The organism is Halorussus sp. MSC15.2 (assembly GCF_010747475.1).
In the GTDB taxonomy this organism is placed as follows: Archaea; Halobacteriota; Halobacteria; order Halobacteriales; family Haladaptataceae; genus Halorussus.
On sequence record NZ_VSLZ01000006.1, the window covers coordinates 72,822 to 96,974 of the forward strand.

A 24,153-nucleotide genomic window follows, 5' to 3' on the forward strand; every position below is an offset into this window, starting at 1 on the left:
CGGAAACTGCAGGCTCTTTTACCTGAAATTCCACGTTTCCTTCGAAACACGCCGACCACATTACACTCCGTCGCTGTGATTCGACCCCGTAGGGAGAAAGTCCCGACCCCCGTTACGGACCCCGAAGCTCCCGGCGTTTGTACAGGTACGCGGGAATTATCAGGACAGGGAACAGCAGCGTCCCGACGAGGTAGAGGCCGACGTCGGGTTGCCAGCCGGTGGTTACGTCTTCGAGATACTGCGAGTCGAGATACATCGTAATCGGGCCGAGGAGGTATCCAGCGACGAGGAACGTGAGAGACAATTTGTAGAGTCCGACGACCAGCAGTACCGCCGAGAGATAGACGCCGTAGTGCCAGCGACTCCAGTGTTCGGAGTGGGTATCGAGTTTCTCGACGGTCGCTTCGGAGTCCCCGCCGTAGGCGAGAGTGTCCGTCCAATCGGTCGCCTCCTCCGACTCCTCGTTGCGGGGACTCCCTTGGGGTGCCATATGCTCTCAAGGAGGTGTGCGGACAAAAGGTTTCGTTCTGAAAGCGAGCGATAGGCCGATGCATCACTCCATACAAACAAAAGTAGTTAGAATACGGTTCGTTCGGACCGGCACACCGATTATTCGATTATCGGGCATCATCGAGCGTAAATAAAGATATAAGCAAACGAACTGCGGACCGTACGATTCAAAAATTCTGGAATGATATTGCTACAATACGGAATATTAACATTGGAATCCGGTACAAATCCGGTCTATATTTCGACCTATGTCGTACTTAACAGCGATTAGGTTGCAATATCACGAATAAAATGAGTGAGTCCCTCGACCCCAGTATTTACAACTATTTATAATTGTTGCGGGTGGTCGAACGAACCCTCGCGTAACCAAACAACCTCGTTCGGCGTAAATTTCATCTTCCCCAACCAACGCGGAACCTATCCGCCGACGGACTACTTTTCACAGTCACACCCGCGTTCGGTCAGCAGTTCGACGATACCACGTTGCGTCCCGCAGTCCTCGCAGAAGACGTTGACGTCGACGAAGACGTCGAAGTCGCCCACCGATATCAGACCCTTGTCGGAGAGTTTCCGTAGACTCTGCTCCGAGACGGCGGTCAATCGACTCTGTAGCCGTTGCACGCTGTCGAGGGTCTTCTCCACACGTTCGCGCTCTCCGGTCCTGGACTGCCACTCGACGTCACGGTACTCCGTGAGATAAGTGTGGACCGCCTGGTGGGAGACGAAGTTCCGTTGCAGTTCCTCGACCGCCACGCCCTCGCGTCGGAGCGTCGATTCGGCCTCCGTTTTATTACCCGCGCTCGTCTCGTCGTCGGTCAGGAGCCGGTAAAAGTTCTCGACTTCGCCGTCGAGGGGACTCATCCCGGCGTCCTCCATCGCCGTCCGAAGCAACGCTTGATTCAAGTGGTCCGCCAACTCGCGCAAACTCCGCTGGTCGTCGCCTTGGTCGGTCCACGACGCGACGAGTTCGTCGCCGGTTCCGTTCAAGCCGTACTCCCTGATGACGCGGGCAACTTTACTCCGGCGTCCGGTCGACGTTTGCTCGGTCTCCTCGTCGGATTCCATTTCTGGTTGCTCTACGTCGTCTAGATAAAAAAAGGTACGCAGTTACGATTCGACGCCTCTCTACCGACGCATCGAAACCGCGTAACCGTGGTGTATCGGAGAATCACTGGGCTGGTCGTAGTTTCAGATACGAAACCGAGGCTCGATACGCGCCTTTCCGCGAAATTGCCGACTGTCGCTCCCGAAACTTTACCTTCCGGGGCGTTATCTGTCCACTCCAATGTCGGACTTCGACGATACGAACTGGACGAACCCCGCCAAAATCGACCGACCGTACGAAGGAATCGAACGACGCGTCCTCTCGTACACGGACGAACTGATGCTCGTCCATTACACGGTGGCGGAGGGCGCGGTGTTCCCGGAACACGAACACGACGAGACGGTGCAAGCGGTGTTCGTCATCGACGGTTGCATCGAACTCTTCGGCGACCGAGAGGGACGGTTGGCCGCCGGTGACTCTTTCGTCGTCCATCCCGGGGTCCGTCACGGCATCGAGGGCGTCGCCCCTCGGACGCAGTTGATAGACGCCTTCAATCCGCCTATCGAACGCTACCGTGAATAGTCGCTGTGGACGTCGTCGCGGTGTAATCGACCGTGTTACTACGGTCTCGTCGAGAACCTCTCGACACTCCGTCCCTCCTTCCCTTTACAGAGCTATACGCGTAAAGGAATGTGATAAGGTAACAGGCAACTAAAAATCCGAGCGTCAGCAATAATGTAGCGTTCGGGACGTAGCCGTCGGTCGCTGGGATACACCGTATCGGAGCAGTGACTCGACGTCTGCGGAGCGACGGCGTAAAGCGGCAATCGGGTCCGGAACGGTTTACGAGTACTTCAGGTTCAGTTCGAGTTCGTTGGCCGTCCCGAGCAGGAGGTTCGGAATCTCGCTGTCGAACCACTCGCCCTTCATCCGGTGTGTCGGTCCGGAGACGCTGAGCGCACCCACCAGTTCGTCGGTCCCGTCCATGACCGGGACCCCGACCGCGCGCAGACCCTCCGTACTCTCCTCCTTGTTGACGGCGTACCCCTGTTCCCGGATGGTATTCAGTTCCTCGAAGAGTTCGTCTCGGTCCGTAATCGTGTTGTCCGTGAGCGCCGGGAGTCCCCACTGGTCGAGAATCTCTTCCACTCGACTCTCGGGCAGGTTCGCGAGGACGGACTTCCCGGCCGCGGTCGAGTGGAGATAGATGCGATTCCCGAGTCCCGAGTCTGTCCACACCGCCCGTTCGCCCGTCTCCCGGTGGAGGTAGACGCCCCGGCCGTACTCCTCGATGATGAACTGGCAGCGCTCCTCGGTCTCCTCGGCCAGTTGTTTCACCTTCGGCTTTATCAGGTTGAAGGCCTCCCTCCGTTCCTTCACGGCCTCGCCCAGTTTCAGGAACTTGGACCCGACCAGATACTCGTCGCCCTCCTTGACCACGTATCCCATCTCGTACAACGTCGCGAGGTGACTGTGGACCGTGCTGTCGGCCAGTCCGAGGTGGTCTGCCAATTCCGTCACCCGCGCCCCGTCTAACTCTTCGAGACCTTCGATGATGGTGAACGCCGTCTCGGTCGTCTTGACCGTCCGACCGCCCCCGTCATGGTCTATCATACCTATACCAACTTTCTGGCCGGAGCTACTTATAGTTCGGTCCTCACGAACCACGTTTCGGTCCTGAACACCCCTTTTAGTTAAATAGTAATTGGCGAGATAGCGCTAAGATTCGGCTGATGGCCAGTAGGACCTCGATTTAGGTTCGAGGTATTCGATTCGCTGACTGCGAAACCGAATCGGGACCGATACTGTCAATAGATACCACAACACATGCTCGACGAGCGCCACACCGGCTAAAAACCGTGAAAGATGGAGAATGACAAACTCGATACCTACCGCCGTCCGATTCGGCGTCGCCGAATGGACGTCTCAGTCGATATCCTCGGGTTGCGTCCCGACCCCTTCTATCCACCCCGGCGGTTTGGCGGCACTCGGTTGCGCGTGTTCGCGTTTCAACACCATGGGCGTTCGTTCGAGCGACAGGACGAGGTCGTCGTTCTGGTTGTACGCACGCAGTTCGGTCGTAACGATTCCCACGTGGTCCCGGGAATCGCTCTCACGTTTGTCGAGCACTTCGCTCTCGGCGAATATCGTGTCGCCGTGGAACACCGGCGCGTGGTGTCGGATATCGTCGTAGCCGAGGTTCGCCGTGGCGTTCTGTGAGACGTCGATGACGCTCATCCCGACGGCCAAGGCGATGACGAACGTCCCGTCCACGAGGCGCTCGCCGAACTCCGTCTCGGCGGCGTACGCCTCGTTGAAGTGCATCGGGTTGAGGTTCATGCTGACGTTCGTGAACCAGACGTTGTCGGTCTCGGTCACGGTCCGCCCGTAGGGGTGTTTGTAGACGTCGCCCACCTCGAAGTCCTCGTAGAACCGTCCTTGCCATCCCGAGACGAGTCGTCGTGAGTCATCGTCGGTTCGCTCGGGCGCGTCTCGGTCGTCGCTCTCGGAGTCGTCGGTGTCTACCATCGTATCACGGATAGAACTCGCCGAGACGATACTAAAACTTTCGCGCGACCGTCAGTACGAACGTGGGAGTCCGAGCACGTTCTCGCCGATGTAGTTCAGCGCGAGCTGTTGGGTTATCGGGACCAGTCGCGTCAACCGGGCCTCACGGAAGTAGCGCTCGACGTCGTACTCCGTCGCCACGCCGAACCCGCCGTGGGTCTGCACCGCGGCGTCCGCGGCCTCGAAACACGCCTCCGCGGCGAGGTACTTCGACATGTTGGCGCGCGCGCCGATTTCCTCGCTCGACCCGCCCGTCGCGTCCGCGGCGTCGTAGGTCATCTGCTTGGCGGCTTGGACGCGGGCGTGAGCGTCCGCGAGCGGATGCTGGATGGACTGGTTCTTCCCCACGGGTCGGCCGAACACCTCGCGCTCGTTGGCGTACTCGACCCCTCGCTCGACGGCTAACTCACCGAGTCCCACGCACTCGGCGGCGATGACGAGGCGTTCCTCGTTCAGACCGTCCAGCACCTGATAGAACCCTTCGCCTTCCTCCCCGATGAGGTACTCCTCGGGCACGCGGAGGTCCTCGAACCAGAGTTCGTAGGAGTGAACGAACTCGCTGACCGACTTCGATATCTCCTCCATCTCCAGCGCGCCCTGCGCCAGCGCGTCGTCGAGGTCCACGAGGAACATCGAGATACCGCGGGTGGACTTCTCGACGTCGGACTTGGGCGTCGTGCGGGCGACGAGGACGAGATAGTCACTCTGGTCGACCCGCGAAGTCCATATCTTCTGCCCGTTCACGACGTACTCGTCGCCGTCCTTCTCCGCCCGGGTTTCGATGGACGTGGAGTCGGACCCCGCGTTCGGTTCGGTCAGCCCGAACGCTTGTATCGAGGCCTCCCCGTCGGCCACCTTCGGCAGCAGTTCCGATTTCAACTCCTCGCTACCGTACTCGACCAGCGGGACAGTGTTGTAGATACCGCCGTGGACGGCTTGCGCGGCGCTGAACCCGCCGCCGTTGGCCGCTATCTCCTCCATCATCACCACGACCTCGCTCGTCTCCATGCCCGCACCGCCGTACTCCTCCGGAATGAGCGCCGCCATCCACCCGTTGTCTATCAGTTCGTCCACGAACTCGCGGGGATACGTTCCCTCCTGTGCCCGCTCGCGCCAGTACGCGCGGTCGAAGCTGTCGCAGATTTCTCTGATGCTTCGGCGCACGAGGCGCTGCTGCTCGGAGAGCGGGAGAGTGTCCCTGAAGCGATGAGCCATCGCTTGGATGTGGGGCGGCCCGGAGTATAATTCCGAGGGTTACCGAGTCCGGACCAGCGCGTCCACCACCGCGACCCCCGACTCGCGAACCAGCACCGGGTTGAGGTCGAGTTCGTCGAGCGACTCGCACTCCGCCGCGAAGTCGCCGACGCGAGCGAGGAGTTCGGCCAGCGCGCTCGCGTCGCCGTCAGACTGCGCCAAGAGCGCGTCGAGGCGCGTCTCAGCGATAGCCTCCGTCGCCTCCGCCGCCGTGAACGGCGGAACCAGCAACGCCCGCTCGTCGAACTGCTCGACGAGCGTCCCGCCCGGTCCCACCGCGACGAGCGGGCCGAACTCGGGGTCGGTAGAGACCCCCGCCAGCGCCTCCACGCCGTCTTCGACCTGTGACTGGACGAGCACGCCCTCTATCTCGGCGTCGGGGACCGCCTCGCGGACGCTCGACAGTATCTCCTCGTAGGCGTCGCGGGCGTCGGCCGCGCTTCGCACGTCGGTCCGGACGCCGCCGACCGTGGACCGGTGAGGGACGTCGGCCGAATCGACCTTGAGGACGACCGGGAAACCGAGGTCCGACGCGACCGTCGCCGCCTCCTCGGGTCCCTCGACGAGTCGCGTCTCGACGGTCTCGATGTCGAACGCCGAGAGGAGGTCGGCGGACTCGCGCCACGTCAAGGTCCGTCCCGACGGCACCTCGACGTCGCGCCGGTCACTCTCGGACCGCCGGTAGTTCCGCGATGGCCGGTCCGCGAGTCGGTCCCGGTTCGACCCGAACTCGACCAGCGAGGCGAGCGCGTCCATGCACCGACCGGGGTCGTAGAACAGCGGTACCTCCTCGCGAACTCGCTCGTAGGGCTGGGGGTCGTCGAGTTCGTCGGGGTCCTTGCGGCCGGTCCAGAGGAAGAGGACGGGGTCGTCCGCGGCGTCGGCGACCGCGAGCAGGTCGTCGGCGATGTCCTCGGCGCGTTCGTCCACCGCCGAGAGACCGACCGCGAACACGTAGGCGTCGTACGCGTCGTCGCCGAACAGGGCGTCGGCGATTTCGGGGAGGTGGTCCGCGCCGTAGCCTCTGATGTCCACGGGGTTGTGGAGTTCGCCGAAGGTCAACAGCCCCTCCATGTCGAGCAGTCGGCGCTCGGTGTCCCCCTCCAAGGGGGGGCACGTCGAGGCCGCGTTCGCTCGCCATGTCCGCGAGCAGACTCGCCAGTCCGCCGCTCGTGGAGGCGACGCACACCCGGTTCGACTTCGGCGGGTCGAACGCCGCGTGAGCGCTCGCACGCCCGAGCAGGTCGGGGATGTCCGGCACCTGCTGGACACCGACCTGCTCGCAGACGGCGTCCCAAGCTTCGTCGGTGCCGACCAGCGACCCCGTGTGGGACATGGCCGCGCTCTCGGCCGCGTCTGACCCGCCTATCTTGACCGCGAGGACCGGCGTTCCCCCGCGGACGGCGGACTCGGCCGCCTCCATGAATCGTCGGGGCCGGTCGAGTCCCTCGACGTACGCGCAGATGACGTCCACCGCTGGGTCGGCCGCCATGTACTCGACGTAGTCTGTGAGCGTCTGGTCGGCCTCGTTGCCGGTCGAGACGATGTGCGAGAACGCGAGGTCCTCGTCGGCGGCGCGCTCGAAGAAGGTCGTAAACGCCAGCGCCCCGGAGTGACTGACCAGTCCGACGTTCCCCGGTTCCGGCTTCCGTGAGCAGGTGCTGGTCAGCACCGTCCCCTCACGGGCGTTTGCCAGTCCGATACAGTTGGGACCGCACACCCGAACGTCGTGTTCGGCGGCCGCCTCGGCCAGTTCGGCCTGAAGCCGAGCGCCCTCGTCGTCGGCCTCCGCGAACCCCGCGGTGATGACGAGCGCGGCCGGGACGCCCATCTCGCCCGCTGCGGTCACCACGTCCACCACGTACTCCCGCGGCACGCTGACGACCGCCAAGTCCACGACCTCCGGCACGTCCGCGATGGTGTCGTAGCAGGTCCGGTCCCACGCCTCGTCGCGACTCGGATTAACCGGGTAGACCGTCCCGTCGTAGCCGTAGTCGAGGAGGTTGTCCATCAATTGTGAGGAGTACCACGAGTCGGGACTGGCCCCGACGACGGCCACCGACTCGGGCGCGAAAAGCGGGTCGAGGTCGGGCCGCTCGGGGTTCGCTCGGTCACTCGTCACCGCCAGCACCTCCGAACGCTCCGTCGGCGCGCCACTCGTCCAGCGTGGTCTGGTCGCCGGCGACGTCAGCGAACACCTCGTCGGTGTGTTCGCCCAGTCGAGGTGCGGGACTCCGAATCTCGGTCTCGAAGTCGGGGAAGTTGACCGGGTGGCCGGGGAGGACGACTTCGCCCCCGTCGGGGTCGTCGTGTTCTCGGACGAGTCCCCGCGCCTCCGCCTGCGGGTGGTCCACCACGTCGCCGACGTCGTTGAGCGGGCCGTTCGGGAACCCGTGTTCGGTCAGCGCCGAGAGCCAGTGGTCGGTCGAGCGCTTCGCGAACTCCTCCTGAATTATCGCGGTGACCGCCTCGGCGTTCGCGGCGCGCTCGTCGTTGGTCGGGTACTCCCGGAGTTCCTCGCGGCCGACGACGTCCACGAAGTCGTCCCACCGCTCGTCGCTCGGAACGCCGGTCACGACGTGCCCGTCGGCCGTCTCGAACAGTTGGTAGGGCACCAGCGACTGGTGGGAGGTCCCCTGCGGGCCGGGCACCTCGCCGGTCATCGAGTTGAAGGTCAGATACTCGTTCATCACGCTGACGATGGCGTCGAAGAGGCCGACGTCGAACTTCCCGACGAACTCGCCGTCGTCGCCCCCGGTTCCGGCCCGCCGGTCGCGCTCGTGGAGTCGGGCCAGCACGGCGATGGCGGCGAACATCCCCGCGCTCAGGTCGCCGATGGCCTGCCCGACCTTCACCGGGTCGCCGCCCTCGGGACCCGTCACGCTCATGATGCCGCCCTCCGCCTGCAGGATGAGGTCGAGACCCTTCTTCTCCTTGGACGGCCCCGTCTCGCCGTACCCCTTGATGGACGCGTAGATTATCTCCTCGTTCACCTCCCGGACGTCCTCGTAGCCGATGCCGAGTTTGTCGGTGACGCCGTACCCGAAGTTCTCGACGAAGACGTCCGCGTCGGCGAGCAGGTCGAGGGCGGCCTCTCGCCCGGCGTCGGCCTTCAGGTCGAGCGTGACCGACTTCTTGTTCCGGTTGTTCGCCATGAAGTAGCCCGACTTGCCCGCCGGACCCGCCCCTTGGTCGCGGGCCGGGTCGCCGACGCCCGGTCGCTCGATTTTCACGACTTCCGCCCCGAGGTCGGCCAGCAGCGCCCCGCAGAAGGGTCCGGCACGGTGTGCAGTCATCTCTACGACGGTCAGGTCCGACAGCGGCCCCTGCTTCGACATAGCATAGCAACGCGACCCGGAGGACAAAAAGATTTGCCGGGCGGCTACTCCTCGTTGAACTCGTCCACGAGGTCCCGGCGCTCGTCGGTGGCGAACTGCTCCCACCAGAGGTCGGCCTCGTACTCCCTCGCGGCGTCGATGTCGGGCGCGTCGGCGGCCTGATTGATGGCCTTCTTGGAGTTCTTGACCGCGCTCCGGCCGGTGCTCTGAATCGCGTCCACGATTCCCGCGACCTTCTCGTCGAGGTCCTCGGACGGGACGACGTGATTGACCAGTCCGATGCGGTGGGCCTCCTCGTCGTCGATGAACCCGGCCGTGAGGACGAGTTCCTTCGCCTTGGCCTCGCCGACGAGTTGGACCGCGCGGTAGTTCGACCCGCCGGTCGGAATCTGGCCGATGTTACAGGTGGGGACGCCGAACTGCGACCCCTCGGCGGCGACCCGCATGTCGCAGTACATCGCCAGAATCAGGCCGCCGCCCGCGCAGTAGCCGTCTATCTTGGCGATGACGGGCGCGTGGAGGTCGAGCGGCGCGCGGTAGATGTCGTAGAACAGTTCCTGGCGGTCCTTCTGACGCGGGTCGTGTTCCTCGGCCGGTCCGGCGTACTGCTCGATGTCCGCGCCCGCGGAGAAGGCGTCCTCGCCCTCCCCGGTGATGACCACGGCGTCGATGTCGCGGTCGAGTTGGAGCTCGGCGAACGCACGCTGGAGGTCGAGCATCACCTCGGTGTTGAGGGCGTTGTACTTGTCGGGTCGGTGGAACTCGATGGTGGCGACGCCGTCTGCGACGTCCACCGTGATACTGTCGTAGGCGCTGTAGAAGCTCATACACCGAACGAATACAGAATCTGCCGAGAAAGAACTTTGGGTGAGATTCACTCTCGCCGTCTCCGGTTTCGGTGTCCGGAAATCTCCGGTTTCGCGCCCCAAAGCCCTCGCCGTCCCGGTCCCTCTCCCCATCTGCAGAAACCTTATCGTGGAATCCGACTCATCTGTAGGTATGGCACCAATCGCCACGGAGACGCTCCGCGAGGAGACGGCGGTCCTCGCGTTCGACCTCTGGGACACGCTGCTCGACCGCGAATCGACGCTCGTCCCCGCGCTCGCGGACCTCCTCGACGCCCACGGGAGTGACTACGACCCCGAGATTCTGCTCCGGCGGTATCTGGCGATGCACTTCCGCGACTCGATGGTCGATTCGCTGATTCCCGGCCCGCACACGCCGTTCAAAGAGATAAGTCGGCGCGCGCTCGCCTACCGCCTCGACCAACTCGGTCTCGACGTGCCGGACGAGGCGGTGCGCGACGTCATCAGGCAGTGGAAGCAACTCGAACCGTACCCCGACGTGGACGCCGCCCTCGCCGACCTCGGCGAGGAGTACGCACTCGTCGGCCTCTCGAACGGCGACCCCGATATGCTCGCCGCAGTCCGGCCGAACTTCGAGGCGGACCTCGACGGCGTCATCTCGGTCGCCGAGGCTGGCGCGTACAAACCCCACCGCGCGTCCTACGACCTGTGTTGCGAACGGTTCGACGTCGCCCCTCACCAAGTGACGTTCGTGACCGCCCACACCTTCGACTTAGTCGGTGCGAAGGCAGTGGGCATGCGCGGCGCGTTCCTCAACCGCCACGAGAACCCCTTCGGCGGGTGGCCACAGCGCCCCGACTTGGTAGTCGAGGACACCGAGAAACTGGCCGAGGCGTTACTCTGAAAAACCGCCACAGCGTCGCGTCTTCCGCTACCCGTCGGACTGCGCGTACCGCGCGATTCGGTCGCGCCACTCCTTCGGAATCGAACGCGACTCGCCGGTCTCGCGGTCGAACACGACCTGTACCGTCTCGGCCGTCGCGGCGACGCCGTCCCCGGTCCGAATCTCGTACTCCATCGGGACGCTCGACTCGCCGAGGTCGCCGACACCGAGCGCGACCGTGACGGTCTCGTCGGCCGTGATGGGGCGCTGATACGCTATCGAGAGGTTCACCAGCACCGTGTCCGCCTCCGGGAGGGGTACGCCTACGACGTCGGCGTAGTAGTCGGCGCGCGCCTGCTCCAAGTACGTGGCGTAGACGGCGTTGTTGACGTGACCCATCGCGTCGAGGTCCCGGAATCGAACGTCGAGGTCGGTCGTGTACTCGTAGTCCGCCATGATTCAGTTACGCGTACGCCGCGGATTTATATCCTCGCCGCGCGGCGGGCCTCTCGACCGCCGACGGCCGGGGTATCCGAACGGCCGACGGTGAACCGGAGACGCGTTCACGAGACGACCGTTCCTTATATCTACATCCGGAGATATCGTAGTCGTATGAACCACCATCCACGAGTCGGCGGGCGGTTACAGACCCTCACGGAGTCGTCGGTCGGGAGGCGGAGTCGGCGATGACCGGGACCGACTCCGCCCGCCCGCTGAACGGCGTCCGGGTCCTCGACTGCACCCAGATGCTCTCGGGACCGTTCGCGACCCAGTTGCTCGCGGACCTCGGAGCCGAAGTCGTGAAAGTCGAGCGCCCGGAGGTCGGCGACATCACGAGGGCCGTGGGACCGACGGTCGGCGACTCGGACGTTTCGAGTTACTTCGCGTCGCTCAACCGCGGCAAGCGCAGCGTCGAACTCGACCTCTCGACCCCGGCGGGCGCGGCGGCGTTCGAGCGCCTCGCCGCGGACGCCGACGTGGTCATCGAGAACTACCGGCCCGGCACGATGGCGGAGTGGGGCCTCGGATACGACGACCTCCGAGAAGTCAACGAGGACCTCATTTACTGCTCGATATCGGGCTTTCTGGAGGGTCCGAACCGCGACCTCGCGGCGTTCGATATGGTCGTGCAGGCGCTGAGCGGAAGCATGAGCGTGACGGGGCAGGCCGACGGACCACCAGCACGCCCCGGGATTCCCATCGGCGACATCTGCGCGGGGATGTACGCCGCGCTCTCGGTCGTGACCGCGCTGTCGGTCCGCGACCAGCACGGCGGTCAGCGCGTCGAGGTCCCAATGTTCGAGGGACTCGTCTCGTGGCTGACCGAGCGCGCCGGTCGGACGCTGGCCACCGGCGACCCGTACCCGCGGATGGGGACCGCCCACCCCTCGCTCGCGCCCTACCGCGCGTTCGAGACGGCCGACGGGTGGTTCGCCGTCGCCGTGGGGAGCGAAGGGACGTGGGACGCGCTCTGCGAGGCCATCGACCGCCCGGACCTCGCCGACGACCCGCGGTTCGAGACCAACGCCGACCGAGTGGAACACCGCGAGGAGTTGACTGCGGAACTCGCACCGCTGTTCGCCGAGCGGTCGGCCGAGGCGTGGTTCGACCTGTTCCGCGAGCGCGGCGTCCCCGGCGCGCCGGTCCGGGACACCGTCGAGGTGTTCGAGGACCCGCAACTCCGCGAGAGCGACGTGACCACCGACCTCTCGCTCGGCGGTATCGACATGCCCCTGGTCCAGTTCCCGGCACGCTTCTCCGGTCTCAGCACCGGGACAGACCGAGTGCCGCCGCGACTCGGCGAACACACCCGCGAGGTCCTCGACGAGGACGCGCTCGACGCGGTCGAGAGCGGCGGAGAGTGACGGCTCGCGGTGCGCCCCGGTAGATTCGGCGACGACGCTCGACGTCATTATGCGGTTTGCTATCACGGGGAAAGTTTCAGGACGGTGGCTTCCGACGTGGAGAGCATGGAAGTCGCAAGCGTCGAAGCGATTCCGCTCCGCAGAGACCTCGGTGAACGGTTCGCGAACGCCCAGAAGTGGATAGACAGCCGCGAGTACTGCCTCGTCCGGGTCGAAGCCGACGACGGCACGGTCGGGTGGGGCGAGTGCTGGGGACCGACCGCGGGCAATCGCGAACTCGTCGAGGAGTACGTCTCGCCATGGCTTAGCGGCCGGGACCCCCGGAACGTCGAGCAGATTCACGACGACCTCATCTACAAGCTGCGGTCGTCGTACCACTCCTACGTCCCCGCCAGCGTCGTCAGCGGAGTGGACATCGCGCTGTGGGACCTCTACGGGAAGGCGGTCGGCCAACCCGTCTCCGCCCTCGTCGGCGGTCGGCGGCGCGACCGAGTGCGGGCGTACGCGACCGGCCACTTCTGGGGCGACGTCGAGGACTTCGAGACGCTTCGGGCCGACGTGGTAGAGGAGGCTGAGGGCCACGTCGCGGCCGGGTTCGACGCGCTCAAGAACAAAATCGGTCTCGCGCGCCACTTCGGGTGGGGTCCCAAGAAGGACGTGGAACTCGTCGCCGCCATCCGCGAGGCGGTCGGCGACGACGTGCGCCTGATGACCGACGCCAATCACGCCTACGACGTGGCCGACGCCCGGCGCGTCGCCGAGGGACTGGCTGACCTCGACGTTCACTTCTTCGAGGAACCCGTCCCGCCCCGGAACATCGAGAACTACGCCGCGATAAACGAGGAGGTGGAGGTTCCGCTCGCGGGCGGCGAGTGCTGGGCCTTCCAGCACGAGTTCGACCGCGTTCTGGACGCCGGGGCGGTGGGGTACGTCCAACCCGACGTCACTAGCGCGGGCGGCATCACCTCGACCCGGCGCGTGGCGACGATGGCAGACGCCGCGAACGTCCAGTGTCACCCGCACGTGTTCGGGAGCGCCGTCGCGCTGGCGGCCAGTCTCCAGATACTGGCGACGATTCCCGACGACCCGATGCTGGAGTTCGACCGCACGCCGAACCCCATCCGCGAGGACCTCGCGGTCGAACCTATCACGAACGACGGGAACTCGGTGCCGATTCCGGACGCGCCCGGTCTCGGCGTCGAAATCGACCGGGACGTGCTGGCGGAGTTCCGGGCCGACGCGTAGCGCGGCGGTCGAGTACCGCGTTCACGAATCGGCACCGCGTTCACAGACCCGGCGCTCGCAGAGCGGGAGGTCCGGCCGACCCAATCCCGCATCCGACCGAGGTTTTTTACGGTATTTCTCCGATTGGTGGTGTATGGCATACGAGATAGCCACGATTCCAGGCGACGGTATCGGTCCGGAAGTCGTCGACGCGGCGCTCCCGCTGTTCGAGGACGCCGCCGACGCGGCCGGGTTCACATTCGAGACGGACCGCTTCGACTGGGGGAGCGAACGCTACGTCGAGGAGGGCGCGATGATGCCCGACGACGGACTCGACCGACTGGAGTCCTACGACTCGATTCTGCTGGGGGCGGTCGGCCACCCCGAGGTACCCGACCACGTCACGCTCCACGGCCTGCTGTTGCCCATCCGGAAGGGGTTCGACCAAGGCATCTGCAAGCGCCCGTCGGTGCTGTTCGACGGCATCGAGAGTCCGCTCCGGGGCTACGAGGGCGGCGACATCAACTTCGTGGTGTACCGCGAGAACACCGAGGGCGAGTACGCCGACGTCGGCGGCCGCGAACACCTCGGGTTCGACAACGACGTGGCGGTCCAGAGCGGCGTGTTCACCCGCGACGCGACCGAGCGCATCGTCCGCGCCGCGTTCGACGCCGCGACCGAGCGCGAGGGGAAGGTGACCAGCATCACGAAGTCGAACGCGCAGGCCCACAGCATGGTGTTCTGGGACGACATCGTCGAGGAAATCGGGGAGGAATACCCCGAGGTCGAGGTCGAGCGTCTGCTGGTGGACGCCGCGAGCATGGACTTCATCCGCCGGCCCGAGGAGTTCGACGTGGTGGTGGCCTCGAACCTCTTCGGCGACATCCTGACCGACATCGGGGCCATCGTCACCGGGAGCATGGGTCTCGCGCCGTCGGCGAACATCAACCCGGACGGCGAGTACCCCTCGATGTTCGAACCGGTCCACGGGAGCGCGCCCGACATCGTCGGACAGGGCGTCGCCAACCCGCTCGCCACCGTGCTTTCGGGGTCGATGCTCTTCGAACACCTCGGCGAACAGGCCGCGGCCGACGCGCTCTGGGACGCGGTCACCGAGCAGGTGGCCGACCCCGACGCGCCGCGGACGCCCGACCTCGGCGGGGAGGCCGCGACCGAGGACGTTGTCGCCGACCTCCGGGACAGACTGTCGGTGTAGATGGTCCGCGTCGAGCACCGCGTCCTCGAACGGTTCGCCCGCGACGTCGTCGTCGGTCTCGGCGCTCCGGCGGCGACCGCCGAACGGGTCGCCGAATCGCTGGTGGCGGCCGACCTCCGCGGGCACACCTCCCACGGCGTACTCAGACTCCCGCTGTACGCGGAGATGGTCGAGGCCGACCGCCTCGACCCGACGGCGACTCCGGCGGTCGAGCGCGAGGACGAGGCGACCGCGACCGTGGACGGCCGGGACGCCTTCGGCCAAATAGTGGGTCCCGAAGCGACGGCGCTCGCGACCGCGAAGTCGCTCGACCGCGGCGTCGCGGCCGTCGGGGTCCGCGACGCCACCCACCTCGGCCGAATCGGCGAGTGGGCCGAGCGCGCGACGGAGGAGGGAGTCGCGTTCGCCGCCTTCGTCAACGTGCAGGGCGGCGCTCAGACCGTCGCGCCGCCCGGCAGCGCCGACCGCAAACTCGCGACCAACCCCGTCGCGTTCGGCGTGCCGACGTTCGGCGCGCTCGACTTCCCGCTCGTCCTCGACGTCGCGACCAGTCAGGTCGCCCACGGCAAGATACGCGAACTGGCCCACGCCGACGAACCGCTCCCGGACGACTGGACGGTCACGGCGTCGGGCGACCCCGAGACCGACGCCCGGGCGTTCGAGGACGGCGAGGGGGCGCTGCTCCCGTTGGGCGGTAGGACGGCCGGGTACAAGGGGTTCGGACTTGCCGTCGTCGCCGAACTGTTCGCCGGTATCGCGGGCGACGCCGTGGTGGCCGGTCAGCGGAGCCACGAGTGGGCCGACAACGCGGCGCTGTTCGTCGCCCTCGACCCGACGCGGTTCACGACCGAAGCGGGGGTCCGTGACCGAGTGACGGCGCTCGCCGACCACCTCCGGTCGGCAGACTACTCGCCGTCGGTTCCGGCGGGTGCCGCCGCAGATGGAGACGACGCCCTCCTGCCCGGGGAGGCCGAGTACCGGACCGCGGCCGAGCGTCGCGAAGCGGGGATTCCGCTCCCGGACAGGGTCGCCGACTCGCTCCGCGAACTCGCCGTCTCGCGGGGTCTCGGAGACCGCGTCCCCGACGCCTTCGCGGAGTGAGACGTCGGGCGTTCAGTCGGTCGTCCGGTCGTTCTCGCCGTCCGCGTCGCTTCCCGGTTCCGCGGCGCTGGACAGGCTGCCGGTTCCCCCACCCGTTCCCGCGCCGGATTCGTCGTCGGTCGGTCCGTCGCGGCCCGTCTCGGAACCGTGGGTGTGTTCGTCCGGGGTGGCCGGGAGGAACAGGTAGAGTACCGAGGCCACCGCCGTGACGCCGGCGAGCGCCAGAAACGCCTCGTCGAACAAGCCTCGCTCGGCGAGGACGCCGACGAACAGCGACCCAGACGCGCCGACCGCGAGGTAGAACGTGCGGAACAGGCCGTAGCCCGCCCCCTGAATCTCCTCGGGGAGCAACGCCGCGACGAAGCCGTTGCCGACCGGCCCGATGCCGAGTCGGGTCCCGAGCAGCGCGAGCAACACCGCCAGCGCCGCCGTCCCCCCGACGAAGGGGAGCGCGACGAGCGTGAACACGCCGAACCCGGCGACCGACGCCAGCACGGTTCGCTCGCCGTACCGGTCGGCGGCGTTTCCGGCGACCCACTGCGAGGCGGCCCCGCTCGCGTAGAACAGTCCGTACAGCGCGGACGCGGTCCCCTGGGTCAGTCCCTTGACGTCGATGAGGTACGTCGGCAGGAACGCCGTGATGCCCTGGTAGGCGAACAGCACCAGCGTCATCGCCACCCACGCCAGCGCGACGTCGCGGTCGGTCACGCCGCGGAGCAGTCGCACGGCGGTCCGGCGGGTGAACCGCTCGGCCGCGCGGGCCTGCTCGCTCGGCCGCGGCGGGACGTAGACCCACAGGCCGACGGCGACCAGGGCGAGCGGAGCCACGACGAACCCGAAGCCGAGCCGCCAGTGGACCCACACCGCCAGCGCCCCCGCGACCAGCGGGAGGGCCGCCGCCCCGAGATTCCCGACCGCGAACGTGATTCCGAGCGCCGTCCCGTCGCGGTCGGGGTAGATGCGCGACAGCACCGTCACCCGCGGGGGCGCGTACAGCCCCGACCCGAGGCCGAACAGCACGCTGCCGAGGACGAACACCGCGAACGAGGGGGCGAACGTCAGCGCGGCGGCCCCGGCGGCGGTGACGACCGCGCTCGCGGCCAGCGTCGTCCGCTCGCCGATCCGGTCCACCATCATGCCCGCCGGGAACTGGGTCACCGCGTAGGCGGCCCACATGACCGACACGAGCAGACCTGCGGTCGCGTTGTCGATGCTGAACGCGGTCTTGACCTGCGGGAGGAGCGCCGGGAGGACGACGCGGGTGCCCAGCACCAGCAACCACCCGACCGCCACGACGGTCAGGATGCGCCCGCGGCCGTCCCCGCGGAGGGTGTCCACCCCGCTCCTCATTCTCGCGGTGGTTCTGCCGACGACGTCGCGCACCATCGTGGATTACGGGGCCGCGGCGGCGACCCGACGGACAGCGTCGGTCAGGTCGGCGACGCTGCGGTCCTCGAACTCGCGAACGACGGTGACGAGTTCCCGTCGCGCGTCCTCGCCGACGCCCGCCGACCCCGCCAGCGACTCGAACTTCTCGGTCACGCCGTCCCACCCCAGCGGTTTCTCGGGTTCGCCGAGCGCGGTCTCCACGAACCGCTCTCGGGTCCCGCCGTCGGTCTCGACGACGACTCGCGCGGCCCACTGGTCGGGGAACAGCGACTGGACCGTCTCCGTGGACACCACGTCGGTCGCGTCCATCAGTCCGCGGAGGGCCGGGTCGTCGAGTCGCGTCTGCGCGTCGAGGAACGCCGCCAGTCCCGCCTCGCCGGTCGATAGCGCGAGCGCCGACGCGAAGGGCATGCTGAACTGGCAGTCCACGAAGTTCGACGGTCGGCGCTTGCGCTCGATGGGGTCACCGGTCAGTCGGACGCCCGGTTCGGGGAGGTCCACGACCACCGAGTTCACCTCGCTCGGGCGGACCTCTTCCCCGATTTCCGTGAGCGCGTCGATAGCCGCGTGCATGTACCGACAGCACGGATACGGCTTCAGCGCCGTCTCCATCACGGTGTGTTCGTCGCCCAGTCGGTCGAAGGCTTCGGGGTTCGGGTCGCCGGTGTACCCGTTGAGGAAGCCGTACTCGCCCTCGATGGCTTCGTCCGCGCCGCGGAACCCGGCCGCGGCGAGCGAGACGGCGGTGACGCCGCGTCTCGCGGCGAGACCCGGGTGGAGGCGCTTGTTCCACGCGCCGTTCGAGAGGAACTGGAGCGACCCGGCGGCCTGACTCCCACCGACGCCGAAGGCCGACTCGAACTCGTCCGCCGAGAGACCGGCCACCACGCCGGCGGCGGCGATAGCGCCGAACGTCCCGCAGGTCGCCGTGCCGTGGAACCCGCGGTCGTAGTGGGCGTCGGGGTTGACCGCGCGGCCGAGGACGCAGGCAACGTCGAACCCGGCCGAGACGCCAGCGAGGAGTCGCTCGGTGGTCGCTCCCTCGCGCTCGGCGACGGCGAGCGCGGCCGGAATCACCGGCGCGCCCGGGTGGAGCGACGATTCGCGGTGGGTGTCGTCGAAGTCGAGGCTGTGGGCGAGCGCACCGTTGACCGCGGCGGCCCGGTCGGGTGCCTGTCGCTCGCCCGTCCCGACGACAGTCGCTTCACCGCCCTCACCGCCGCCGCCGAGTCCGGCGAGAAGGGAGGGCGTGGATTCGGCGTGTTCGCGCGCGCCGAGCGTGACCCCGAGGTAGTCGAGTAAGTGGCGCTTGAGTTTCTCCCGAACGTCTGCGGGGAGGGATGCGAAACTCGTCTCGGCACAGTGCGCCGCTACCTTGGCGGTCGCGTCAGTCGATGGCATACCGAATGCGATGCGATTGGGAGGAATAAACGTGGGGGTCGCGTTACCTCTCGCCGCGGATGACGCTCGACGGCGTGTCGAAGGTGAAGTGGTACTTGCCCAGACCGAGGCAGACGAGCGCGATGGCGCTGAACGGGAGCGCCACGAACGTCAGCGCGCCCGCGATGGCCGACAGCATCACCCACATCCATCGAATCCGCCTGCGGCCCCAGCGGACGCCGAGCGCCTGGAACAGCGTCACGCCGGTGAACTGCACGGCGAGCAGCACGACTTTGTACGGTTCGAAGCCGTAGAACCGTCGCTGCGAGACGGAGTACCACAGGAACACCGTTCCGACGAACGTGATTAGCGTCGCGGTGAACAGCGACCCCGACCCGAGCGTCACGACCCACTCCGGCACCCGCGCGAGGAGTCGGTTGTCCTCCTCCGCCACGTGCTGGTCAGAGGGGTCTTCGACCGCCTCTTGGTCGGTCGCAGTTTGGTCGGTCTCTGCCTCCTCGGCGGTCGTTCCGTCTCTGAATCGCTCCGGGGTGGTGTTCTCGTCGGTCATGTCGTGGACCCTCTCATTCGTCCGGAATCGCACCGACGCTCCTGAGCGTCTCGATGTCCTCGTCGGTGTACCCCAGCTCACGGAGGAGCGGTTCGGTGTCCTCGCCCAGCAGCGGCGGTGCCTCCTCGAACCCGGACTCCGCGTTCTCGAAGTTCAGCGGGTGTTCGACGACCGGAATCTCTCCGGCAGCGGGGTGGTCCGCCGTCGAGAGGACGTTCCGGGCCTCTACCTGCTCGTTGTGGAGCGCCTCGTCCACGTTGTAAACCGGCCCGACGGGGAGTCCTCGCTCGTCCGCGAGCAGTTCGACCCACTCGTCGGTGGGTCGCTGTCGGAAGGTCTCGGAGAGTTCGACCTCCAGTTCGTCCATGTTCTCGACCCGGTCGGCGTTGGACGCGAACCGGGAGTCGTCGAGCAGGTCGGGCCGGTCGATGGCCTCGCACAGTTCCGTCCAGAGCTTCTGGTTCGCCGACGCGACGCTGAGGTGGCCGTCAGCGGTGGGGTACACCTGATACGGCGCGAGCACCGGGTCCTTGGTCCCCATGCGCTCGGGTTTCTCGCCTGCGAACGTCTTTCCGGCCTGCTTGGTCAACCACGGGAGCGCGGCGTCCAGCATCCCGAGTTCGACGCGCTCGCCCTCGCCGGTCGATTCGCGCCGGTACAACGCCCCCATGATTCCGAACGCGGCCCACATCCCGGTGATGAGGTCGGTCTGGGGGAGGCCGACCTTCACCGGGTCGCCGCCCTCGGGTCCCGTCACGTCCATGATGCCGCTCATCCCCTGCACGAGCAGGTCGTAGCCGGGCCGGTCGCTCCACGGTCCCGAGTCGCCGAACGCGGAGATGGAGCAGTAGACGAGTCGGTCGTTGCGCTCGCGCAGGTCGTCGTAGCCGACGCCGAGTCGCTCGGCGGTGCCCGGCCGGTAGTTCTCGACGAACACGTCGGCCTCCGTGACCAAGTCGTAGAGTACCTCCAACCCCTCGTCGGTCTTCAGGTTCAGTTCGACGCTCTTCTTGTCGTAGTTGACCGTCCAGAAGTAGGGCGACTCGCCGCGGTCCGCGGCCGTCTTCCCCGGTCCGTCGTACCCGTCCACGTCCACGAAGGGTGGTCCGGAGTGGCGGTTGTCGTCGCCGGCCTCGGGGCGTTCGACCTTGATGACCTCCGCCCCCTGATTCGCGAGCATCAGCGAGGCGAACCCGCCGGTGACGAACGTCGAGAGGTCGAGGACGCGCACGCCGTCGAGTATGCCCGACTCTCCGCTGGTCGTGTCATCGGTTGACTTTGACATGGATGACGAAAGACCGACCGGTCAGATAAGATTTTGCATCGAATGGGCCGGTTATATAAGAACAGTGATTATTGACCATGCAAGAGTTTATATAACTATGTGCTATGAGTTAGCTTGTATGGGGCAGACTAACCAGGCCCACGACCGCGACGGTGGTTCCGAGTGGATTACGGAGCACTCGCTGGCGGCGGCACTCGTTGTGTACGCCGTACTGAGTATTCCCGTGTACGTCTGGCTGGAAGGGCCAGTCGGAATCGCCGGAACGGTCGATGCCTCGCTGGTCGTTGCGGGGCTTGTGCTCGGAAGTATCCTGTTCGTGCCCATCATCAAATCGGTACTCACCAACAAGTTCGGTGCGAGCAGGGTTCACACCGGCGTAAAATAGGATTCCAGAACGATGTACGGACTACTCAAACAGAACCGCACTACGACGATTACCGAAAACGAACTGTTCAACCATGGCTGACGCAAAACTCGACAACGTCCGAAAGACGTTCAACGACGGGCAGGTCGTCGCCGTCGACGACATCGACTTGCACATCGAGGAGGGGGAGTTCCTCGTCCTCGTCGGACCGTCCGGGTGCGGCAAATCGACGACGCTGCGATGTATCGCGGGACTGGAGGTACCGGACTCGGGCACCATCACGTTCGGCGGCCACGACGTGACCGAACTGCCGCCGAAGGACCGCGCCATCTCGATGGTGTTCCAGAACTACGCGCTCTACCCGTCGATGACGGTGTACGAGAACATGGCCTTCGGGCTGAAGATGCGGGGCGCGGACAAGGAGAAGATAGACGAACAGGTCCGCTGGGCCGCCGACATCATGGAGATAAGCGACCTGCTCGACCGGTACCCGAACCAACTGTCCGGCGGCCAGCAACAGCGGGTCGCGCTGGGGCGGGCCATCGTCCGCGACCCGGCGCTGTTCCTGCTCGACGAACCGCTCAGTAACCTCGACGCGAAACTCCGCGCAGTGATGCGGACCGAGATTCAGGAACTCCAGCAGGAACTCGACGTCGCGTCGGTGTTCGTCACCCACGACCAAGAGGAGGCGATGAGCATGGGCGACCGCATCGCGGTGATGAACGCCGGTCGCATCGAGCAGATTGCACCGCCCGAGGAGATTTACCACGACCCCAACAGCCTGTTCGTGGCCGACTTCATCGGAAGCCCGTCCATCAACTTCTTCGAGATGAAGTTCGACGGGTCGTCGGTCACCGGCGACGAGTTCGGCGTAGACCTGCCGGAGGCCGTCGCCGACGAACTCCGGGACGGTCTCTCCGGCGAGGACGTGGTCGTCGGCATCCGACCCGGGAACATCAACGTCACCGACGCCGGGACGGGTCTCGTGGATATCGAGGTCGAGGTCGTGGAACCGATGGGTGACACGAAGATACTCTACTTCGACCTGGACGGCCAACGGGTGAACGCAGTCGTGGCGTCGACCGACAGAGTCCAGGAGGGCGACACGGTCGGACTCGAAGTCGAGTGGCCGAACGTCCACTTCTTCCGCCCAGACGGTCCCAAGGTCGTCAAGTGGATGCACGCCACCGAAGGAACCGTCCCCGGCGTCCCCGGCCAACCTGACGACGAGGTTCGGGCGGACGGGTCGCCGTCGGGCGCACGCGAGGAGGGGAACTGAGCGATGTCGGCGGTCTCCGAAGATATCGCGCAACGTGACCGTTCGTTCAGAGACCGGGTCCTCGAGGAGTACGGAGGACTACAGGGTATCCTGTTCCTGCTGCCGACCCTCGTACTCCTCACGGGCATCGTCTTCTACCCGATGGTCGTCAACGGGTTCCTGCTGAGTTTCAAGCAGTTCACACTCAACCCCGACGCGGTAGACCCGTGGGTCGGTCTCGAGAACTACGAGTACTGGCTGTTCGGACAGGGACAGAGCCTGTTCCTCTTCAGCCTCAAGATGACGCTGCTGTACGAACTGGTCGTGGTTCCGTTCGACCTCGTGGTCGCGCTCGCGGCCGCGCTGGTCATGAACGAGAGCCTCCCGGCCCGTCCGTTCTGGCGCGGCCTGATGCTCGCGGGGTACGCTAGCCCCGCGATTGCCGCCGGACTGGTGTGGGGGACGATGGAGCAGGCGGCCACCTACGGTCTCGTCTACAACACCCTCAACATCTTCTTCGACATCCCGGCGTCCGGAGGCATCACCTCGAACACCCCGTGGGCGTTCTGGGGCGTCGTCATCGCCAAGGTGTGGCGTGACTTCGGGTTCATGTACGTGGTGTTCTTGGCGGGCGTGCAGTCGATACCGACGGAGTTGTACGAGATAGCGAAGGTGGACGGTGCCGGTCCGGTCCAGCGGTTCCGGTACATCACCCTGCCCCACCTGCGCACCGTCATCGTCACCGTCGTGATGATTCGGACGGTGTTCACGGTCGGGAAGGTGGCCATCCCGTGGGCGGTCACGCAGGGCGGACCCGTCAACTACACGACGTTCCTCGGGGTCGCCATCTTCAAGTCGGCGTTCCTCAACTGGAGCATGGGTCAGGCCGCGGCGCTGGGCATGCTGTTCGCGGTCGGAATCATCCCGCTCATCCTCATCTGGGTGCGCACCGAAACGGAGGACTACTAATGAGTACAGACACCGACAGACGATTCGAGTTCGAGACGGACCAATCAGGGTGGAGTTGGGAGACGCACTACAAGCCGGTGCTGAAGTACATCTCGCTGGCAGTACTGATGGTGTGGATGCTGCTGCCGGTGTACTACACCTTCGCGAACTCGCTGAAGACGCCGGAGATGATTTTCACACAGCCGCTGGGCATCCCGTTCGTCACGTTCGACCCGGTGGCGTTCAGCGGTCGGAACGCGTGGCGGACGATGTGGGACGCGTTCCCGTTCGTCGAGTACACGCTGGCGACGTTCATCGTCAGCGTCGGCACCGCCGGACTGGCGACGGTCGCCGCGGTGTTCGCGGCCTACTCGTTCGCGCGACTCGACTACCCGTTCAAGAACTCGCTGTTCGTCTTGAGCGTGGCCGGGTTCATGTTCCCCATCGTGCTGCTGGCCATCCCCATCTTCGTGCTGATGCAGGAACTGGGCCTGCTGAACACCTACGTCGGTATGATACTGGCGTTTACCGCGTTCACCCTGCCGTACAACATCTGGCTGTTGCGGGGATTCTTCGAGGAACTCCCGGACAACTTGGAGGAGTCGGCGCGCGTGGACGGGTGTACCCAGATTGGCGCGTTCTTCAGGGTCATCCTCCCGCTGTCGCGCCCGGCGCTGGCCTCGGTGTTCCTGCTGGCGTTCCTGCTGGCGTGGCACAACTACCTGATGGCGTTCATCATCGGGCAGGACCCGCTCCACACCACGCTCGCGCCCGCGCTGCTCGAACTCAAGGGGACGTTCTTCGTCCGGAACTTCCACTACATCATGGCCGGGACGTTCCTCTCGATGATTGTCCCCATCACGATGTACATGTACCTGCAGAAGTACTTGGTCGAAGGACTCTCGTCGGGTGGCGGCGTCAAGGGCTAACCTCACTTCGACTTCGGCGACTTCGTTTCCGCTGTCGGTCGGTGGTTCGATAACTACTCGCATCGTTTTCACCGTCGGCAGACACACCTCGGCCGGTACGTGTCTGCCGTGTCCATTTTGCATCGACTGTCAGTCGTCGCGGTAGTCAGCCGTCCTCTAACTCACGTCGCCCGGACCGTCCCGGCGACCCTGTTCGAGCGGACTCAACCGTCGAGCGAA

23 protein-coding genes and 1 pseudogene are annotated in these 24,153 nt (G+C 65.8%); 10 read left to right on the plus strand and 14 right to left on the minus strand.

What is annotated here, in order from left to right; genetic code table 11:
* Window positions 1–112: 112 nt before the first annotated feature.
* Complete coding sequence (locus tag FXF75_RS18460; RefSeq protein WP_163523355.1) at window positions 113–490, minus strand: hypothetical protein; 378 nt, start codon at window positions 488–490, stop codon at window positions 113–115.
* A 452-nt stretch (window positions 491–942) separates the two neighbouring features.
* Window positions 943–1,575 carry a rod-determining factor RdfA gene (gene rdfA / locus FXF75_RS18465; RefSeq protein ID WP_163523357.1) on the minus strand — a complete coding sequence of 211 codons (633 nt, stop codon included), beginning with the start codon at window positions 1,573–1,575 and terminating at the stop codon, window positions 943–945.
* A 220-nt stretch (window positions 1,576–1,795) separates the two neighbouring features.
* Here rdfA and FXF75_RS18470 point away from each other — a divergent pair, with 220 nt between their 5' ends.
* Entirely contained in the window at window positions 1,796–2,137 is a 342-nt protein-coding gene (locus tag FXF75_RS18470; protein WP_163523358.1) for a cupin domain-containing protein, read from the plus strand.
* 261 nt (window positions 2,138–2,398) lie between these two features.
* On the opposite strand, the gene FXF75_RS18475 is transcribed toward FXF75_RS18470, so the two are convergent.
* The 7 genes and pseudogenes from FXF75_RS18475 to FXF75_RS18500 form a co-directional block, all read right to left on the minus strand.
* Window positions 2,399–3,169 carry an IclR family transcriptional regulator gene (locus FXF75_RS18475; RefSeq protein ID WP_163523360.1) on the minus strand — a complete coding sequence of 257 codons (771 nt, stop codon included), beginning with the start codon at window positions 3,167–3,169 and terminating at the stop codon, window positions 2,399–2,401.
* Between the two features lie 312 nt (window positions 3,170–3,481).
* Window positions 3,482–4,084: a MaoC family dehydratase gene (locus tag FXF75_RS18480; protein ID WP_163523362.1), complete on the minus strand. Its 603-nt coding sequence runs from the start codon at window positions 4,082–4,084 to the stop codon at window positions 3,482–3,484.
* 51 nt (window positions 4,085–4,135) lie between these two features.
* A complete protein-coding gene (locus FXF75_RS18485) occupies window positions 4,136–5,338 on the minus strand; it encodes an acyl-CoA dehydrogenase family protein (RefSeq protein WP_163523364.1) in 1,203 nt (400 codons plus the stop codon).
* 39 nt (window positions 5,339–5,377) lie between these two features.
* Window positions 5,378–6,484 carry an acetate--CoA ligase family protein gene (locus tag FXF75_RS22830; protein WP_240334772.1) on the minus strand — a complete coding sequence of 369 codons (1,107 nt, stop codon included), beginning with the start codon at window positions 6,482–6,484 and terminating at the stop codon, window positions 5,378–5,380.
* A 181-nt stretch (window positions 6,485–6,665) separates the two neighbouring features.
* Window positions 6,666–7,388: pseudogene (locus FXF75_RS22835) on the minus strand (CoA-binding protein); the annotation flags it as partial.
* Window positions 7,389–7,488: 100 nt separating this feature from the next.
* Window positions 7,489–8,715 carry a CaiB/BaiF CoA-transferase family protein gene (locus FXF75_RS18495; protein ID WP_163523366.1) on the minus strand — a complete coding sequence of 409 codons (1,227 nt, stop codon included), beginning with the start codon at window positions 8,713–8,715 and terminating at the stop codon, window positions 7,489–7,491.
* Between the two features lie 44 nt (window positions 8,716–8,759).
* Window positions 8,760–9,542, minus strand: a complete 783-nt coding sequence (locus FXF75_RS18500; RefSeq protein WP_163523367.1) for an enoyl-CoA hydratase/isomerase family protein — start codon at window positions 9,540–9,542, stop codon at window positions 8,760–8,762.
* Between the two features lie 172 nt (window positions 9,543–9,714).
* Here FXF75_RS18500 and FXF75_RS18505 point away from each other — a divergent pair, with 172 nt between their 5' ends.
* Window positions 9,715–10,425: a haloacid dehalogenase type II gene (locus FXF75_RS18505; RefSeq protein ID WP_163523369.1), complete on the plus strand. Its 711-nt coding sequence runs from the start codon at window positions 9,715–9,717 to the stop codon at window positions 10,423–10,425.
* 27 nt (window positions 10,426–10,452) lie between these two features.
* Here FXF75_RS18505 and FXF75_RS18510 read toward each other — a convergent pair whose 3' ends face one another.
* Window positions 10,453–10,860: a thioesterase family protein gene (locus FXF75_RS18510; protein WP_163523370.1), complete on the minus strand. Its 408-nt coding sequence runs from the start codon at window positions 10,858–10,860 to the stop codon at window positions 10,453–10,455.
* A 230-nt stretch (window positions 10,861–11,090) separates the two neighbouring features.
* Between FXF75_RS18510 and FXF75_RS18515 the strand changes: the two genes are divergently transcribed.
* From FXF75_RS18515 to FXF75_RS18530, 4 genes are all read left to right on the plus strand, one after another.
* Window positions 11,091–12,269, plus strand: a complete 1,179-nt coding sequence (locus tag FXF75_RS18515; RefSeq protein ID WP_163523372.1) for a CaiB/BaiF CoA-transferase family protein — start codon at window positions 11,091–11,093, stop codon at window positions 12,267–12,269.
* Between the two features lie 105 nt (window positions 12,270–12,374).
* A complete protein-coding gene (locus FXF75_RS18520; protein ID WP_163523374.1) occupies window positions 12,375–13,514 on the plus strand; it encodes a mandelate racemase/muconate lactonizing enzyme family protein in 1,140 nt (379 codons plus the stop codon).
* 133 nt (window positions 13,515–13,647) lie between these two features.
* On the plus strand, window positions 13,648–14,709 hold the full coding sequence (locus FXF75_RS18525) for an isocitrate/isopropylmalate dehydrogenase family protein (protein WP_163523375.1): 1,062 nt from the start codon (window positions 13,648–13,650) through the stop codon (window positions 14,707–14,709).
* Window positions 14,710–15,810, plus strand: coding sequence for an Ldh family oxidoreductase (locus FXF75_RS18530; RefSeq protein WP_163523377.1), 1,101 nt, complete (start codon window positions 14,710–14,712; stop codon window positions 15,808–15,810). It abuts the gene before it with no gap.
* Window positions 15,811–15,822: 12 nt separating this feature from the next.
* Here the strand turns inward: FXF75_RS18530 and FXF75_RS18535 are convergent, their stop codons facing one another.
* The 4 genes from FXF75_RS18535 to FXF75_RS18550 are packed head-to-tail and all read right to left on the minus strand — an operon-like array spanning window position 15,823 to window position 20,435.
* The gene (locus FXF75_RS18535; protein WP_163523379.1) at window positions 15,823–17,160 is read right to left on the minus strand and encodes a nitrate/nitrite transporter; all 1,338 of its coding nucleotides are present in this window, start codon (window positions 17,158–17,160) and stop codon (window positions 15,823–15,825) included.
* A gap of 42 nt (window positions 17,161–17,202) precedes the next feature.
* Window positions 17,203–18,600 (minus strand): MmgE/PrpD family protein, encoded by a 1,398-nt coding sequence (locus FXF75_RS18540; RefSeq protein WP_163523381.1) that lies wholly within the window; start codon window positions 18,598–18,600, stop codon window positions 17,203–17,205.
* A 43-nt stretch (window positions 18,601–18,643) separates the two neighbouring features.
* On the minus strand, window positions 18,644–19,150 hold the full coding sequence (locus FXF75_RS18545; protein ID WP_163523383.1) for an MFS transporter: 507 nt from the start codon (window positions 19,148–19,150) through the stop codon (window positions 18,644–18,646).
* 13 nt (window positions 19,151–19,163) lie between these two features.
* Window positions 19,164–20,435, minus strand: a complete 1,272-nt coding sequence (locus tag FXF75_RS18550; RefSeq protein ID WP_163523384.1) for a CaiB/BaiF CoA-transferase family protein — start codon at window positions 20,433–20,435, stop codon at window positions 19,164–19,166.
* 118 nt (window positions 20,436–20,553) lie between these two features.
* Between FXF75_RS18550 and FXF75_RS18555 the strand changes: the two genes are divergently transcribed.
* From FXF75_RS18555 to FXF75_RS18570, 4 genes are all read left to right on the plus strand, one after another.
* Window positions 20,554–20,820, plus strand: coding sequence for a hypothetical protein (locus FXF75_RS18555; protein ID WP_163523386.1), 267 nt, complete (start codon window positions 20,554–20,556; stop codon window positions 20,818–20,820).
* A gap of 73 nt (window positions 20,821–20,893) precedes the next feature.
* Window positions 20,894–22,078 (plus strand): ABC transporter ATP-binding protein, encoded by a 1,185-nt coding sequence (locus FXF75_RS18560; RefSeq protein WP_163523388.1) that lies wholly within the window; start codon window positions 20,894–20,896, stop codon window positions 22,076–22,078.
* Window positions 22,079–22,081: 3 nt separating this feature from the next.
* Window positions 22,082–23,026, plus strand: a complete 945-nt coding sequence (locus FXF75_RS18565; protein ID WP_163523389.1) for a carbohydrate ABC transporter permease — start codon at window positions 22,082–22,084, stop codon at window positions 23,024–23,026.
* A complete protein-coding gene (locus FXF75_RS18570; RefSeq protein WP_163523391.1) occupies window positions 23,026–23,934 on the plus strand; it encodes a carbohydrate ABC transporter permease in 909 nt (302 codons plus the stop codon). Before FXF75_RS18565 ends, FXF75_RS18570 begins: the two co-directional genes overlap by 1 nt.
* Window positions 23,935–24,153: the final 219 nt, after the last annotated feature.